Below are 13,881 nucleotides of genomic sequence, written 5' to 3'. Positions count from 1 at the left end.
GCCTATTCTGATGTGCCTACTATAGGTCTTCGATTGCGAAAAGTATCAGCCAATCAGTCTGGTACTTTTCGTACAGCAAAACCGTTGACATTGTTAATCATCTCTTAGAAACTTAATAAAAAGGCCTTGTTATTGAATGCCTTGTGAAATGACAGGATCAGATCTCAAAGCCCAAGGCACTGGCACAATGAATTTCATAAGACTTGAGAGCGCGACTCGAAATGCGTTGAGGTTACTCAAGCTGGAAACGGATGACTCAATTGCCAGCGTTAAGCCCGAGATAATGGCGCAACTGGCGTTTATTTTGGCCTGCGCTCAATATGAGAAGAACCCTAGAGACGAGCTTTCTGAAGGAAAGGTTTTTACTTTTGGAGTCCTAGCTTCCAGATATTTTACTGCGCCAATTCATAACGAATTCTTAGCAAATATCGATGTGATCTTCGAAGAACTCTTAACGTAAGCCATGCTTTGAGCTCAATTTAGCAAGGCCCGAGAGCGCTGATACGAGAACAATATGAATATACCAGCAGAACGACTCCAATATATTGCCGATCTCTTCCTGCGTTGTAAGAAAGTAGAGCAAAACCCATGGACAGAATTGGCTTTTGTCTTTGAATTTAGTGAAGGTCATGTAGCCAACTCCGGTTTCCTTTATAACGGTGAGGCAGTGCGTCCCGCTTCAGCAAGCATTGAAGAGGAGCCTCTATTACTACGCAATACTTTGCGTGAATTCCGTGAGGAAATTTATGAACAATGCGACTGGCGTTTCATAAAACTGCTGTTTCAAATGGATGGTGAAACAGAGCGCTTTAAAATCGATTTTGAGTTCGAAGATAAAAACCGCTGGGAAATCCACCCTGGTAATATGATGGAAATGCGTGAACAGCTGCGCCCTCATTTCGATTAATTGCTACTTTGGCGTTGGTTGTCGGTTTAATGCATCAAACTCCTATAAGAGGACACTGTATGAATATACCAGCAGAAAGACTCCAGTACATTGCCGATCTGTTTTTACGCTGTAAAAAGGTTAAAGAGACCCCATGGACGGAGCTTGCGTTTGTCTTTGAGTTTAACGAAGGCCATATGGCCAACTCTGGTTTTCTATACAACGGAGATGCTATTCGTCCAGCAACAGCAAGAATCGAAGAGGATATGTTACTGCTTAGCAATACTCTTCGTGAATTTCGTGAGGAAGTTTATGAGCAATGCGATTGGCGTTTTATAAAACTGCTGTTTCAAATGGAAAGCGAAACCGGGCGCTTTAAAATCGACTTTGAGTTTGAAGATAAAAGCCGCTGGGAAATTCACCCTGGCAATATGACGGAAATGCCTGAGCAGTTGCGTCCTCAGTTCGATTAATCGCTATTTTGGCGTTGTTTGTCGATTTTATGCATCAAACGCCTACAAGAGGACACCGTATGAATATACCAATGGAACGACTCCAATACATTGCTGATCTCTTCCTACGTTGTGAGGACGTAGCAGAGAACCTATGGACAGCGTTTACGTTTGTTTTCGAATTCAATGATGGCCATATAGCTAACTCCGGCTTTTTATATAATGGCGACGAAGTTGAACCCGCAACAGCCAGAATAGAAGAGGACATGTTGCTACTTAGCAATACTCTTCGTGAATTCCGCGAGGAAGTTTATGAACAATGCGACTGGCGTTTTATAAAACTGCTGTTTCAAATGGATGGTGAAAAAGAGCGCTTTAAAATCGATTTTGAATTTGAAGATAAAAACCGCTGGCAAATCCACCCTGGCAATATGATGGAAATGCGTGAACAGCTGCGCCCTCATTTCGATTAATTTACGCTCTGCCAATATTATTGAGTCTTTGGTTCTGGCCCAGCACTTCTTGTATAATTGACCAGTGCTTTTGTAAAACAAGGCCGCAGAACAACTTATAATCAACCATAGCGCCCTGCAACCTGATGCAGAGCTAACTGCTTGGTTATAGGAACATGGGTGCTTTAAGTACCAATTCAACGCGACGGTTACGCTGCATATTATCGTCATTATCGTTTGCAGCCAACGGAGCGACTGGCCCGACACCCACCGCTTGCAATCGCTGTTGGGTTATTTGGTAATCACGAACTAGGGTATTCACCACTTCTTGAGCGCGTCGACTCGCTAAGTCTTGGTTGTAGTCAAATGCACCTTTGTTATCGGTGTGACCAACCACATACAAAGAAACATCAGTCCTTTGCGTTAAGAACTTTGCAATTTCATCCAATTGCGCTTTTGAGCTAGGTTTAATGGTGTGTTTATTAAAATCAAACTCAATACCATACAAAGAAACACTGCCTGTGTTTTGTATTTCTTTTAAAAGATTATCACTGTCGATATTTAAAGCTACGTGGCTAACTCCTTTTTCTTCAATAATATCAACCACCAACTCTACACTTTCCTTGGCCCTACGTTGTAGGCTGTACATCGATGTGTATAGCTTGCCATGAGGTGTGTCTTTCTCAGCTGTGAACAAGTAAAAGTTGCTTTTTTCAGTCATGTTATAGATATCAGAATCATGACGCTTAGCAAAAATGGTATCGCGGTAATTATCACGCAAAATATAGTTGCCACAACTACGTGCTTGGCACTCATAAATAATAGTGAACCCAGCTTGGGTCAGTGCATTCATGTAGTTTTTATGGACTGCATAAGGTCCAACCGTTTTATCAATACGGTAATTTAGCGTGGTCACTTTACCGCCGACGGTGCGCACCGGAATTGATTTTTTATACTGACCGACAATTAACGGATAGGGTTCATAATCACTCACGCCGCTGCTTTTGATATAACTGCCAGGGAAGCGCTCGATTAATGGGTGATCAGCACTGCCTTTTGCATCTTTTTCCTTGGCTTTTAGCTGACTAAAATCCAACGCATCAATCTCAAAGTCTTGCTGCACGCTAAGACCCGCATTAGGCATAGGCAACGATGCAATTTGCTCATAGCCTAAGGAAAGCCCTCCGCTGCGCTCTTGTTTAGCAAACAGCATAACTGCACGTGGCTGCTCATTCACTGTTTTCATCGCTGACAGATAGCCAAATCGGTTTTCCTGCACATTGTAATAACCTAAGCGATACAACACTGTATCGCGAAAGGTATCATCAATTAGCCGGGCGTAAGTACGTTTATCACACTCCTGAACGCAATAAACCTGTATGCTAAAACCCTTAGCCTCCAGCTTGGCTTTAACATCAGCAAGTAGGTGTGAAAAGCCGAGCTTAGCGCTAGGCTCAATCTCCTGCATGTAAGCGCGATACTCCCCCGCTAACTCTATACGTTGATCGCCTTTGCCTAGCACTAACACAGGCATATAGCTGTAATGGGCGTCAGCCTTGGTGCGGCCGCCTTTGTATTTGTCGACGAATAGATTACTTTGCGCAAGGCTAGAAGTGGTAAGTAACAGTAAAGCGAAGGTAAAGAGCAAGCGAACCATTATTTTCATCCTTAAATATAATTAGCCTTATTAATACTTATTACCGTATTTAAATCAACTAGTTTCAGTAGCGAAAGCAAAAAGGCGGGGAGCACCGCCCTGCACTTGTCTTACTGCCACAACTGAGTACTCATTAATACCTCTTCGCCGATTACGGTGATCTCCGCTCAATGTGGATTCAATAACATTTCTAATTTTAACCGACGCTTTCAAACAATAAAGAACTGCACCCCAAGCCAGTTTCGCGCGCGGCTACAGCAGCGCGCACTGATCTAAACATCGGAACCTTCTCCCGGGCACTATTAGAGCTTTACACAGCAACCACGCCAGAGCAGCCGCACAGCGCTATACTGATACTGTTGGCGCTTTATAGCAACTGTACCAAAAATTAAAACTCATTGACTTTATAGCTCACAGTTGCCAAAGTTAACTTATTGAGTAAAAAGACATTACTGGAGGCGAAATGGCTAATTGGCTGAGCGCAAAAGTGACCCGAGTGAAGTGGTGGAATGATAAGTTATTCTCGCTGGTGGTCCACGCCGACATCGCCCCTTTTACTGCGGGGCAATACACTAAGCTTGCGTTAGAGGTAGACGGTGAGCGTGTGGCCCGAGCCTATTCGTTTGTAAACCCTCCTAGCAGTGATGACCTCGAGTTTTACTTAATTAAGGTTGACGATGGTGCCCTATCTGAAGCGCTGGCCAACTTACAACCCGGTGATGAGGTACGCATCGCCGAGCAGAGTACGGGCTTTTTCACACTTGATGAAGTGCCCAGCAGCGAGCAAGTGTACATGCTTAGTACCGGCACCGCGATTGGCCCGTTTTTATCAATACTGCAACAGCCCCATGTATGGCAAAAATTTACTCACGTGGTGTTGGTACACTGCGTAAGAGAGCAGCAAGATTTAAGCTATCAAGCACTGGTTAAACAGCTGCAACAGCAGTATCCACAACTACACTATGTGCCCGTGGTCACCCGCGAAAATGTCGATGGCATGTTGAGTGAGCGTATTCCCGGGTTAATAAAAAGTGGCAAACTTTTTGACCATGTTCAGCTCAGTGCCAGCCCAGATGTGGCACAGTTTATGATCTGCGGTAACCCTGAGATGGTAAAAGACACCAGTGCCTGCCTTCAAGAACTTGGCTATAAACGCAACCGACGGCGCACGCCAGGGCAGATCACCGTAGAGCAGTATTGGTAAAAAAGGACCAACAAATGAAATACCTAATTGTGTCATTGCTATGCCTAAACTTTATTGGCAATGCCTTCGGCGAACAAACGCCGCTTGAGAAAGACCCAGCGCAGCAACAAGCGCTTGAGCAAGCCATCAAAAAAGCCGAAAAGAAAGCGGTTAAAAAGCTCAGTAAAGAACAACAACAAGCGGTTGCAGTCGTGGATGCCTTGGTGGATGCCTATAACAACAAAGACATCGACACCTTCATTAGCTACTTCGCTGAGGATGTGGCGTTTTATATGTTCCCCAACGAGTTGATGTTCACTGGCAAAGAGCAACTCATAGCCCGCTATGGCTTGATGTTTAAAAAATTACAGTGTGTAAATACCGCCCCTATCAAGCGTATTGTTCATGGTAGTTTTGTTATTGACCAAGAGCTTTCAGAGTCGTGCAGTACAGACCCCGAAGTTATTGATAAACGCTCTGAAGTGGTCACCAGTTATCAAGTGAAAGACGCCAAAGTACAAAAAGTGTTGTTTTTTAAAACTACCAGCTAAACTGCTAGGTGTGCGCAAGTAATTGAGGAAAGCCATGGCAGCAAACACCCCACCACAGATACAGTTATTATACCGTGTTGAACCGGGATGTTTGGGGCCGGATGGCAAAGATCACATAGAAGGGTTTTGTGCCTACGCACAACAGCATATCAGCGCTCCCGAATTTGCCACTTACCGTTTTGTGCCACGTTACGATAAAAGCAAAGATGAAGTCAGCTACACGCTGCGTAATAAGCGCTTATCACTGCAACAGGCCGAGCAATTTCTTGCTCACTTTGGCAGCCAACGCAGTGATTTTGAAGAACATCTAGACGAACAACTCGCCGAAGCCATCGACCAATTTTTACGTCCAAGCTAGGGGCGTAGCAGCGGCTACACCCCCCAAATTCCTTTAGCCATTAACGATTTCATTAAAGCTATCGTTGTCATGTAAGCTGGCAAACGCGCTTTCGTGCAACAGCTCGTTGCGCAGATTAGGCGAGTAGTCTAAGGCCATGCGAATATCCGCCAAGGCATCGCTGTGCTCGTGTGTTAGTGCGTATGCACAAGCTCGCTGCCAATAGGCATAGCCATAATCTGAGTCAATTTCTAGCGCCTGATTACACAAACTAATTGCCTCTTGGGTATCACCAAGCTCGAGTAAGGCATCCGCCTTGTAGGCGATAGCTTCAACATCTTCAGGCTTACGATTGAGGATCTCGTCGTAAATCTCAACCTTGGTAGCAAAGTCACTCTCTAAATTAGCACGCATCCACAATGAATGAATTTCGTTGGTGATGGTGATCTTCTTCTGGTTGTTGAGGATTTCCTCTGAGCGACCTCGAAGCTGCTCTTCTAAATCTTTTAGGCGCGCTTCATATTCGTCGGTAATGGCACTGACGCGGGAGTTAACAATGTCTTCAACCTTATTTTTTACATCGCGTAGTGAGTTCCACCCAACTAACACCAAAATTGACGCCGTCGCGGTAAGAATAAAAAACACATTGTTAATGGTGTCTGTGGTGTAGACAATAGCGCGATCAGCGGTTTCTAGCTGCGCGTGAGCAATCTTTTCGGTGTATTCGGCACGCAAAGCCTGTTGGTCTTGGCGCACCGCCTTGAGCTCATCAAGGATGTAACGCTCAATCAACGGGCGATACATGGGCTCATTTAAATCCTTAACCACCTGCTGTGTTTGTTGCTCTTGGTTCGGTGTTAGCCCTTTCGCCTGTTGCGCCGGCAGCGCCGACTCGGGGGTATTGGCATAACTGCTGGCCATAGCGCCAAAAACAAAAAGTAAGCCGCTGAATATAAAGCAAACTAACTTAGACATGCCTATTTCCTTTTTTATAAATCTCTCAGCCCCTATGATGCCAGTTTGCTGTGTTTCAGGCAAAAAAAAGCCAGCTACAAAAGTAACTGGCTAACCTGCTTAACAACAATAAAGGTTCAAAGGAACATTAACAGGAGTGAGATTATAATTTAGCAAGATGTCCCTGAACCCATACTTAATTGATTTTGCTAAAACTTAGTTTATCTCCTAGGCTTATTTGGGACGAAGGATTGAGTAGATTGATGTGAAGTATTGGCTGTTATTATTACCCCTTGTGAGCTGTTTGAGCATAGCCCAGAATAAGGTTTTTTTGGTCACCGAGCAGTTGCCGCCGTTAAGCTATGTTGATAAGCAGGGCCAGGTACGAGGAGATGCCACCGAGCGCGTACAACAACTTATGCATCATGCCGGCCTTGATTACAGCATTGAAGTGTTGCCATGGAAGCGCGCCTACAAACAAGCAGAATCCTCTGCCAATACCCTTATTTTTACCATATTAAAAACTCCCTCACGCAGTGAGCGTTTTGATTGGTTATGCCCTTTGGTTCCTCCTTTGGAGGTTTATCTATATAAGCTCAAAAACCGTCATGACCTGGCCCCAAGCTCTCTGGCTGACGCAAAATCGAGCTTAGTGGGCGCAAGTCGTGGCTCGGTTGCACATTCTTTATTACTCAATCAAGGGTTTATCGAAGGCAAAAACCTCATGGTGACGACCAATATCGATGTATTAACGCAAAACCTCCGTAATGGGCGGTTAGATTATGTGTTATTAATTAATACCTCAGTGCATGATACAGACAATATTACCGCAGCTCTGCCGGAGAATTTTAGCCGCGATCTCCCTGCATGCTTGGCAATTAATAAGCAATCTGACCCACAGATCAAGCAGCGATTAATGGCTTCGTTCACTACGTTGAGCGCTACAAACTTCCACCAACCTTGAGAAAAGCGCCAGTGTCATATTGGCTAATGACACTGGCGTTCAATACAGGCCGTTAATCAACTAACGCGATAGGCCACTGCCCCATTTCTCGAACAGCATTCATAACCGTCACAACTTGCTGATGACGGCTTTGCTCATGCGCGCGAATGGCAACCGAAGAGAATGGCTCTGTGGCAGATATGCGGGCGATGTTGCTGGCGATTTGTGAGGTCTCGATATTCCTTCCCGCCATCACCACATGGTTACTGTGAGTGACTTGAATCATCAAGGTTTTATTTTCTGCTGACACCGCTGAATTAGACTCGGGGCGAGTAACGCTCAAACTGTGCTCGCGAACGAATGAGGTTGTCACCACAAAGAAAATAAGCAGGATAAAAACCACATCAAGCATTGGGGTCATATCAGCTTGCGCTTCGGTGTTGGTCGGTCTTTTTCTATTCATAGCATGTTCCTTTTTATTAGACTCCTTATTCACCCTAGACCACGAATGAAAATGTTTTGTTACATTAAAAGCGTATAAACATTTTATTTTTATGATCTTTTTGTGCTTTTAGCGATGCAAAAATTAAAACAGTGAGGTGTATACCTCTAGCTGCCTTTGTCTCACGCACTTTTGTATTGTTTTGTAACAAGCTGGTTGTTTTTATTTACGTAGCCATGACTTATGCTCACAGTAGCCAAGTAAATATGGATATAAGGAAAGGGCAATGAAAGACTTACAAAAACTCGTAGGGAGTTTAAATAAATCAGGTGCACTAAGCGGCTTTCTAGGCGGTGTCGCTGGCGGTGGTCTAAGTGGCTTAGTCACTGGCAAAAGTGGCAAAAAGACTTCTAAGAAAGTGATGAAGTATGGTGCCCTTGCCGCCATTGGTGGCCTTGCTTGGAAGGCATACCAGCAGTATGCACAAAAAAGTTCAGCTGCTGAACCAAGTACAGCACATCAACGCTCAGGCAACTTTAATTATCACTCGACTCCTATGCAACAACAAAGCTTTGAACACGTTGTGGAAGATGACAACGAAGGCGGTCAACTGCTGCTGATGCGCGCGATGATTGCAGCCGCCTACGCCGATGGTCATATAGACGAGCAAGAGCGACAACGCATTTTTGCGCAAGTAGAAAACATGGACTTGCAAACCCATGAAAAAGCCATGTTATTTGATGAGCTGCGCCAGCCCATGAGCTTGTCGGAGCTGGTTCATGCTGTACCAAATGCACAAACAGGTATCGAAGTCTATGCCGCCAGTGCCAGCGCCATAGACCTGAGTCAGCCCATCTCTGGGCAATATCTTGATGCGTTAGCAAATAAGCTCTGTATCCCACAGGAATTAGTCAACAATGTGCATCAACAGCTGACTCAGCAAGCGCGCCTAGCCAGTGAGTAACCGTTGAGTGCACGCTAGAGTGACCCACGCGGCGTCACTCTCTGTTTATTTATCAAGTCACACTCCCCCCTGGTTTTTCACGGCATTTGAGCCGACAAATAAAAAAGATTGATGTTATTTGAAAGTTAACTGAGAACCACAAGGTCTGTCTTAGCTGAGTGATGAAACGGCCGATTCGCATTCACGAACTTCCCATAACTAGGTTGCCTTTGCCAGTGCAAAACGCGCTGTGATCGGCATATGAATAACAGAGGATTCGAGATGAAATCGTTGCCAAAAATGACCCTGAGCGCTTTTGCGCTCACACTTTGCCACACTGCGGGCGCTGCTGAACTTGATGTGCGAGTGCAAAACCTAACCCAAGGTATGTATTTCACGCCCCTGCTGGTGGCTGCCCACGATAGCAACAGTGAATTGTTTCGCGTTGCCACTGCCGCCTCCAGTGAATTACAAGCCATGGCCGAAGGCGGTGCCATCGACGGTCTTGTTAACCAAGTAGAAGTCGCTGGCGGTGATGTGCTTGCCAACCCCGCGCAAGGTTTGCTTGCGCCCGGACACAGTGGCGAAGGCACCCTCACCACCAGTGAAAGTAATACCTATTTATCGCTGGTGGCGATGATGCTACCCACTAATGATGGTTTCGTTGGCCTTAGCAATTGGCCTGTACCGAGCGAACCCGGAACTTACCATGTATACCTTAACGCCTATGATGCCGGCACTGAAGCCAACGATGAAATACGCGGCGGCGGTGCCCCAGGTGTGCCTGGTATGCCGGTTCCGCCGCCTTTAGAGGAACTCATTGGCAGCGGGGGCAGCGGCGTCACCAACGAATTGAGCAATACGTTGGTGCACATTCACCCCGGCAACCTTGGCGATGACAGTGCATCAGCGGGAAAAAGCGACATCAATAACAGCGTCCAGCGATGGTTGAACCCTGTCGCTAAACTAACAATTACTGTGCAGTAGGGGGTGAGCATGCGTTTGCAAACACATTTCCCTCGAGCACTGGGTTTAAGTGCGCTTATAGTGCTTGGTTTAAGCGCCTGCGGCTCTGATAACACAAAACCCACGGGAGCAACTGTGGACACGCCAGAGCCGGTGCAATATCGTTATCAGGTGACACTGACCAACTTAACGCAAGCACAACCATTGAGCCCTATCGCTGGCGTACTGCATCAGCAAGGTCAATTTTGGCGTATTGGTGAGCCGGCTTCAGCTGCTCTCGAAGCACTTGCTGAAGGGGGCGATAACTCGGCGCTGCTAGCAAAGACAGAGGTGATTGCACACTATGGTGGAGAAACGCCTATCAGCCCTGGTCATACCGATGAATTTACCCTGTCAGTAGAGGATGTTGCTGATAGTAAGTTGACCTTAGCAACCATGTTGGTCAATACCAATGATGCGTTTACGGGTGTTAACGCCGTGGATTTAACGCCGCTGGCTGCTGGGCAAAGCATATCGCTCTATGGCCATGGGTATGATGCTGGCACCGAGGGCAACTCTGAACTTGCGCAGTTTATCCCAGGCCCTGCCGGTATGGGTGAAGGATTCAACGCAATAAGAGACGATACTAACTTTGTTGCTTTGCACCCTGGCGTGGTAAGTGCCGATGATGGCTTAGCGCAATCGGCTTTGGGCGCTCAACATCGCTTTGACAACCCGGTGATCAAAGTGGTGATCACGCGCACCGAGTGAATCACATTCATATCTAGGCGTCACACCCAGGAGCACAACCGCTGGGTGTGAACTCACAGCTTTTTACGCCAAACTGCAACGGCACTGAATACCTGCTATGTGACCTTGGTACTTACAAGTCAGTGTTAAGCGGGGCATAGGCAACTGTATTTCTGCCAGAGTCTTTAGCATGATAAAGCTGCACGTCGGCGGCTTTTATCAACGCTTCAATATTATCGCTGATGCCGTAGGCAGCCCCGATAGAGACGGTAAATGCAATGCTCTGCGGCGTTAATGCCGCACCTTGAGTGTGCACAAAGTGGCGAAAAGCCTCCAGTTTTTGCAAACAGTGCTGTGGCTCTTCAACGGCAAAATACACCGCAAATTCCTCACCGCCCATACGTGCGACTTGCTCATAATCAAAATGCTCACATAATGCCTTACTCAATGCCTTGAGCACCTCATCGCCACCATCATGGCCGTAGCGATCATTCACCGCTTTAAAATGATCAACATCTAACATGGCAATCATACTTGGTTGCTGTTGCTGCGCAGCCGCCTTAAGAGATTTGTTCACTTGGCTAAAAAAATAACGCCGATTCGGAAGTTCGGTTAAATAATCCGAGTTTGCCTGGCGACGGATGGTACGAATTTGCTCGAGCATTTCTACATTTTGTCTTACCCGACAGTAAAACTCTTCCGGGTTAAAAGGTTTACGCAGGTAATCGTTGGCACCATTTTTTAAAAATCGCGCCGATAAATGCGAAGACTCCACCCCAGAAATACCGATAATGGCGATATCCTCTTCAGTGTAAATACGACGAACCTCAATGCACAGCTCCTCACCTCGCATTTTCGGCATCTCATGGTCAGTTACGATTACAGAAATATCATTATACTGCTTCAGCTTGGCCAAAGCCTCTAAGCCGTCTCGCGCTTCCAGCACTTGGTATTTATGGCGCTTGAGCAGGCCACTTACATAGTTTCGGGATGTCGCTGAGTCATCCACCACCAATATCTTTATCTTCTCATTGCGCGGCAAGCGCTCGAGCTGACGCTTTAGGTACTGATAGGCCTGCTTGTTTTCTTTGGTGATGTAATCAATGATGGGATGGCGGTCTACAATTTCTCGGGTTTTGCTCTCTAAGCTGCCGGTCATCACTATGGTAGGGATTTTCGCCCTTGTACTACAAGGTATAGCCTCCCCCTGCGGCGCATCGGGCAATATAAAATCGACAATAGCGCAAAAGTAATTGTTTTTTGCAATCAGCGCCTCGGCTTTCGCTTTAGAGTCAGCGATATCAACCTCATAGCCCGCTTGCAAACAAATGTGCTTTTGCACCCGGGCGATAGTAGGGGTGTCTTCTACGATAAGGATTTTTCGTAGCACTATTCGGCGCTCCAACTGTTGCTCAATCGATAACTCAATTGTTAGCCCTACTTGCGCTAAAAGCAATCTTTGCATTTGAATCTTAAGCAAAAATATTGTTATTTAGAAAAGACCTAAAAAGGGCTTAAAAAGATACCCGCCCTGCATGCTTAGGTTTGCCTAGAACCGCAAACCTAACTTCTATAAAGTATAAAAGAAAACAAGGACCATCATGTATATAGGTGAAGTTGCCAAAAGGACGGGGTTAACTGTTAAAGCCATCCGTTTGTATGAAGCCCGAGGGTTAATAACCGCACCACCAAGGCAAGGGCGCTACAGGGTGTATAACAAGTCTCATGTAGAAGTGTTGTTATTGATTATGGAGACAAAAGCCTTAGGCGCGACCTTGGCAGAATTAAAAGGTGCGCTTATCTATAACAACGGCGCGCTTGATTGGTCACGGGTGCACGGATTTTTAGCTGAAATTAAAAACAAATTACTCACTCAGCAATCCGATATTCTGAAGCGTATAGACGCTGTAGAGCGCTGTTTATCCACTCTCGATTCATGCCCCCATATTCAGCACGCTTGACTCTGCCCCTAGGGGCAGAGCTTAAGATAGTCATCGAGTTTTCACCTTACGGAAGTACGCCCGATGACAAAAAATATCCTAATCATTAACGCTAACCCAAAACGCTCAAGCTTTTGCCAACACTTAGCAGATACCTATGAATGTGAAGCGAGGGAGCAAAATAATACCCAAAGAGTTAACCTGTCGGCATTGCAATTCAATCCTAGCTTGGATTGTGGCTATGATGATGAACAACTTTTAGAACCTGATTTACAAGTATTTCAGCAGCAAATTGCCTGGGCAGATCATGTTGTGATCGTTTCGCCTATTTGGTGGGGCAGCCTTCCGGCAAAATTCAAAGGCCTGTTTGATAGAAGTTTCCTGCCCGGGTTCGCATTTAAGTACCAAGGCTATACACCCGTGCCTCTGCTCACCGACAAAACCTCACGCATCATCTTAACCATGGATGCACCGCCGCAGAGCCTACAAGACCAAGCCGCATCGGTTATTGCACAACTCGATATATTCACCTTACAGTTCAGTGGGTTTCAGCCCAGCGCAGTGAGTTTATTTGGCTCAGTTGTAGCGGCCTCTGAATCCGAAAAGTCTGCTTGGGTAAATGAAATAAAGCAATTAGGCCGAGCAGCGAAATAGCTTGTACTGACTCGAGCAGCTTCTCCAGTGCTAGGGTCAGGTTTACGCTTTTGTTTCAAAGGGTCAGAGTTGTTTGTTTCAAAGGGTCTGTTTCAAAGGGTCAGAGTTGTTTGTTTCAAAGGGTCTGTTTCAAAGGGTCAGAGTTGTTTGTTTCAGAGGGTCAGAGTTGTTGATTTTTATCCCGAGCGTTAAATGATGCCGATTTCCTGTCTCCGCCATGCGTTTTTAACTCAATGGTATGCCCCAACTGCTGCTCAATCTGTTTCTTAAAACGCTCATCCCCCAGTACCCAGGTTCTTTGCAGGGCATCTCGAATCTGCGCGACGGAATAATCCGGCATCTGCGATTTAAGCAAGGCTTGGTATGCCAGCTTTCGAGCTGATTTGTCTTTACCTAGGTTTCCAAAGGGTCAGAGTTGTTGATTTTTATCCCGAGCGTTAAATGATGCCGACTTCCTGTCTCCGCCATGCGTTTTTAACTCAATGGTATGCCCCAACTGCTGTTCGATCTGTTTCTTAAAACGCTCCTCCCCCAGTACCCACGTTTTTTGCAGGGCATCTCGGATCTGCGCGACGCAATAATCTGGCATCTGCGATTTAAACAAGGCTTGGTACGCCAGCTTTCGAGCCAATTTGTCTTTACCTAGAGCCTGATAGACAGGATGCTCCGTAATCAGCTCTATTTGCTTGTCCCAAGCATTATGGCGATAACTGGACCAGGGGTATTCAGACGGATGAACAACCATGTTCGCTCGCACCGGGTTCAGTTCAATATACCGACTGACCAAAAGCA

The 13,881-nt window shown here is 46.0% G+C and carries 17 protein-coding genes and 2 pseudogenes; 14 read left to right on the top strand and 5 right to left on the bottom strand.

The window, feature by feature from the left end; genetic code table 11:
* The first annotated feature begins 148 nt into the window (after nucleotides 1-148).
* The 4 genes from MHM93_RS15770 to MHM93_RS15755 are packed head-to-tail and all read left to right on the top strand — an operon-like array spanning nucleotide 149 to nucleotide 1,811.
* A complete protein-coding gene (locus MHM93_RS15770) occupies nucleotides 149-460 on the top strand; it encodes a hypothetical protein (RefSeq protein ID WP_239449743.1) in 312 nt (103 codons plus the stop codon).
* A 54-nt stretch (nucleotides 461-514) separates the two neighbouring features.
* Complete coding sequence (locus tag MHM93_RS15765) at nucleotides 515-907, top strand: hypothetical protein (RefSeq protein ID WP_239449742.1); 393 nt, start codon at nucleotides 515-517, stop codon at nucleotides 905-907.
* A gap of 59 nt (nucleotides 908-966) precedes the next feature.
* Nucleotides 967-1,359, top strand: a complete 393-nt coding sequence (locus MHM93_RS15760) for a hypothetical protein (RefSeq protein ID WP_239449741.1) — start codon at nucleotides 967-969, stop codon at nucleotides 1,357-1,359.
* Between the two features lie 59 nt (nucleotides 1,360-1,418).
* Entirely contained in the window at nucleotides 1,419-1,811 is a 393-nt protein-coding gene (locus MHM93_RS15755) for a hypothetical protein (protein WP_239449740.1), read from the top strand.
* A 145-nt stretch (nucleotides 1,812-1,956) separates the two neighbouring features.
* Here MHM93_RS15755 and MHM93_RS15750 read toward each other — a convergent pair whose 3' ends face one another.
* Nucleotides 1,957-3,447 carry an OmpA family protein gene (locus MHM93_RS15750; protein WP_239449739.1) on the bottom strand — a complete coding sequence of 497 codons (1,491 nt, stop codon included), beginning with the start codon at nucleotides 3,445-3,447 and terminating at the stop codon, nucleotides 1,957-1,959.
* A gap of 129 nt (nucleotides 3,448-3,576) precedes the next feature.
* Here MHM93_RS15750 and MHM93_RS15745 point away from each other — a divergent pair.
* From MHM93_RS15745 to MHM93_RS15730, 4 genes and pseudogenes are all read left to right on the top strand, one after another.
* Nucleotides 3,577-3,723 (top strand): annotated as a pseudogene (locus tag MHM93_RS15745) (AraC family transcriptional regulator); the annotation flags it as partial.
* A gap of 187 nt (nucleotides 3,724-3,910) precedes the next feature.
* Entirely contained in the window at nucleotides 3,911-4,651 is a 741-nt protein-coding gene (locus MHM93_RS15740; protein WP_239384908.1) for a ferredoxin--NADP reductase, read from the top strand.
* A gap of 14 nt (nucleotides 4,652-4,665) precedes the next feature.
* Nucleotides 4,666-5,181, top strand: a complete 516-nt coding sequence (locus MHM93_RS15735) for a nuclear transport factor 2 family protein (RefSeq protein ID WP_239449738.1) — start codon at nucleotides 4,666-4,668, stop codon at nucleotides 5,179-5,181.
* Nucleotides 5,182-5,215: 34 nt separating this feature from the next.
* Nucleotides 5,216-5,539, top strand: a complete 324-nt coding sequence (locus MHM93_RS15730) for a hypothetical protein (protein WP_045980153.1) — start codon at nucleotides 5,216-5,218, stop codon at nucleotides 5,537-5,539.
* A 33-nt stretch (nucleotides 5,540-5,572) separates the two neighbouring features.
* Here the strand turns inward: MHM93_RS15730 and MHM93_RS15725 are convergent, their stop codons facing one another.
* Complete coding sequence (locus tag MHM93_RS15725) at nucleotides 5,573-6,439, bottom strand: tetratricopeptide repeat protein (RefSeq protein WP_040643106.1); 867 nt, start codon at nucleotides 6,437-6,439, stop codon at nucleotides 5,573-5,575.
* A 298-nt stretch (nucleotides 6,440-6,737) separates the two neighbouring features.
* On the opposite strand from MHM93_RS15725, the gene MHM93_RS15720 reads away from it, so the two are divergent.
* A complete protein-coding gene (locus tag MHM93_RS15720) occupies nucleotides 6,738-7,436 on the top strand; it encodes a transporter substrate-binding domain-containing protein (protein WP_239449737.1) in 699 nt (232 codons plus the stop codon).
* Between the two features lie 52 nt (nucleotides 7,437-7,488).
* Here the strand turns inward: MHM93_RS15720 and MHM93_RS15715 are convergent, their stop codons facing one another.
* A complete protein-coding gene (locus MHM93_RS15715; RefSeq protein WP_022944665.1) occupies nucleotides 7,489-7,878 on the bottom strand; it encodes a biopolymer transporter ExbD in 390 nt (129 codons plus the stop codon).
* A 265-nt stretch (nucleotides 7,879-8,143) separates the two neighbouring features.
* On the opposite strand from MHM93_RS15715, the gene MHM93_RS15710 reads away from it, so the two are divergent.
* The 3 genes from MHM93_RS15710 (at nucleotide 8,144) to MHM93_RS15700 (ending at nucleotide 10,516) form a co-directional block, all read left to right on the top strand.
* Nucleotides 8,144-8,821: a tellurite resistance TerB family protein gene (locus MHM93_RS15710; protein WP_239449736.1), complete on the top strand. Its 678-nt coding sequence runs from the start codon at nucleotides 8,144-8,146 to the stop codon at nucleotides 8,819-8,821.
* A gap of 279 nt (nucleotides 8,822-9,100) precedes the next feature.
* The gene (locus MHM93_RS15705; protein ID WP_239449838.1) at nucleotides 9,101-9,787 is read left to right on the top strand and encodes a spondin domain-containing protein; all 687 of its coding nucleotides are present in this window, start codon (nucleotides 9,101-9,103) and stop codon (nucleotides 9,785-9,787) included.
* 9 nt (nucleotides 9,788-9,796) lie between these two features.
* Nucleotides 9,797-10,516 carry a spondin domain-containing protein gene (locus MHM93_RS15700; RefSeq protein ID WP_239449735.1) on the top strand — a complete coding sequence of 240 codons (720 nt, stop codon included), beginning with the start codon at nucleotides 9,797-9,799 and terminating at the stop codon, nucleotides 10,514-10,516.
* A gap of 112 nt (nucleotides 10,517-10,628) precedes the next feature.
* Here MHM93_RS15700 and MHM93_RS15695 read toward each other — a convergent pair whose 3' ends face one another.
* Nucleotides 10,629-11,885: a diguanylate cyclase gene (locus MHM93_RS15695; protein WP_239449837.1), complete on the bottom strand. Its 1,257-nt coding sequence runs from the start codon at nucleotides 11,883-11,885 to the stop codon at nucleotides 10,629-10,631.
* Between the two features lie 211 nt (nucleotides 11,886-12,096).
* Here MHM93_RS15695 and MHM93_RS15690 point away from each other — a divergent pair, with 211 nt between their 5' ends.
* Both MHM93_RS15690 and MHM93_RS15685 read left to right on the top strand, forming a co-directional pair.
* The gene (locus tag MHM93_RS15690) at nucleotides 12,097-12,456 is read left to right on the top strand and encodes a MerR family transcriptional regulator (RefSeq protein WP_239449734.1); all 360 of its coding nucleotides are present in this window, start codon (nucleotides 12,097-12,099) and stop codon (nucleotides 12,454-12,456) included.
* Between the two features lie 63 nt (nucleotides 12,457-12,519).
* Nucleotides 12,520-13,089 (top strand): NAD(P)H-dependent oxidoreductase, encoded by a 570-nt coding sequence (locus MHM93_RS15685; protein WP_239449733.1) that lies wholly within the window; start codon nucleotides 12,520-12,522, stop codon nucleotides 13,087-13,089.
* Between the two features lie 409 nt (nucleotides 13,090-13,498).
* Here MHM93_RS15685 and MHM93_RS15680 read toward each other — a convergent pair.
* Nucleotides 13,499-13,881 (bottom strand): annotated as a pseudogene (locus MHM93_RS15680) (transposase); the annotation flags it as partial.

This window comes from Pseudoalteromonas sp. MM17-2, from assembly GCF_022347945.1.
In the GTDB taxonomy this organism is placed as follows: Bacteria; Pseudomonadota; Gammaproteobacteria; order Enterobacterales; family Alteromonadaceae; genus Pseudoalteromonas; species Pseudoalteromonas ruthenica.
The sequence above is the reverse complement of the archived record's forward strand: the minus strand, read 5'-3'. Positions and strand labels throughout refer to the sequence as shown.

Bases quoted from the DNA above. Each gene is read 5' to 3' on its own strand.
- MHM93_RS15770 (WP_239449743.1), top strand. From the start codon at position 149: ATGACAGGATCAGATCTCAAAGCCCAAGGCACTGGCACAATGAATTTC.
- MHM93_RS15765 (WP_239449742.1), top strand. From the start codon at position 515: ATGAATATACCAGCAGAACGACTCCAATATATTGCCGATCTCTTCCTG.
- MHM93_RS15760 (WP_239449741.1), top strand. From the start codon at position 967: ATGAATATACCAGCAGAAAGACTCCAGTACATTGCCGATCTGTTTTTA.
- MHM93_RS15755 (WP_239449740.1), top strand. From the start codon at position 1,419: ATGAATATACCAATGGAACGACTCCAATACATTGCTGATCTCTTCCTA.
- MHM93_RS15750 (WP_239449739.1), bottom strand. From the start codon at position 3,447: ATGGTTCGCTTGCTCTTTACCTTCGCTTTACTGTTACTTACCACTTCT.
- MHM93_RS15740 (WP_239384908.1), top strand. From the start codon at position 3,911: ATGGCTAATTGGCTGAGCGCAAAAGTGACCCGAGTGAAGTGGTGGAAT.
- MHM93_RS15735 (WP_239449738.1), top strand. From the start codon at position 4,666: ATGAAATACCTAATTGTGTCATTGCTATGCCTAAACTTTATTGGCAAT.
- MHM93_RS15730 (WP_045980153.1), top strand. From the start codon at position 5,216: ATGGCAGCAAACACCCCACCACAGATACAGTTATTATACCGTGTTGAA.
- MHM93_RS15725 (WP_040643106.1), bottom strand. From the start codon at position 6,439: ATGGCCAGCAGTTATGCCAATACCCCCGAGTCGGCGCTGCCGGCGCAA.
- MHM93_RS15715 (WP_022944665.1), bottom strand. From the start codon at position 7,878: ATGAATAGAAAAAGACCGACCAACACCGAAGCGCAAGCTGATATGACC.
- MHM93_RS15710 (WP_239449736.1), top strand. From the start codon at position 8,144: ATGAAAGACTTACAAAAACTCGTAGGGAGTTTAAATAAATCAGGTGCA.
- MHM93_RS15705 (WP_239449838.1), top strand. From the start codon at position 9,101: ATGACCCTGAGCGCTTTTGCGCTCACACTTTGCCACACTGCGGGCGCT.
- MHM93_RS15700 (WP_239449735.1), top strand. From the start codon at position 9,797: ATGCGTTTGCAAACACATTTCCCTCGAGCACTGGGTTTAAGTGCGCTT.
- MHM93_RS15690 (WP_239449734.1), top strand. From the start codon at position 12,097: ATGTATATAGGTGAAGTTGCCAAAAGGACGGGGTTAACTGTTAAAGCC.
- MHM93_RS15685 (WP_239449733.1), top strand. From the start codon at position 12,520: ATGACAAAAAATATCCTAATCATTAACGCTAACCCAAAACGCTCAAGC.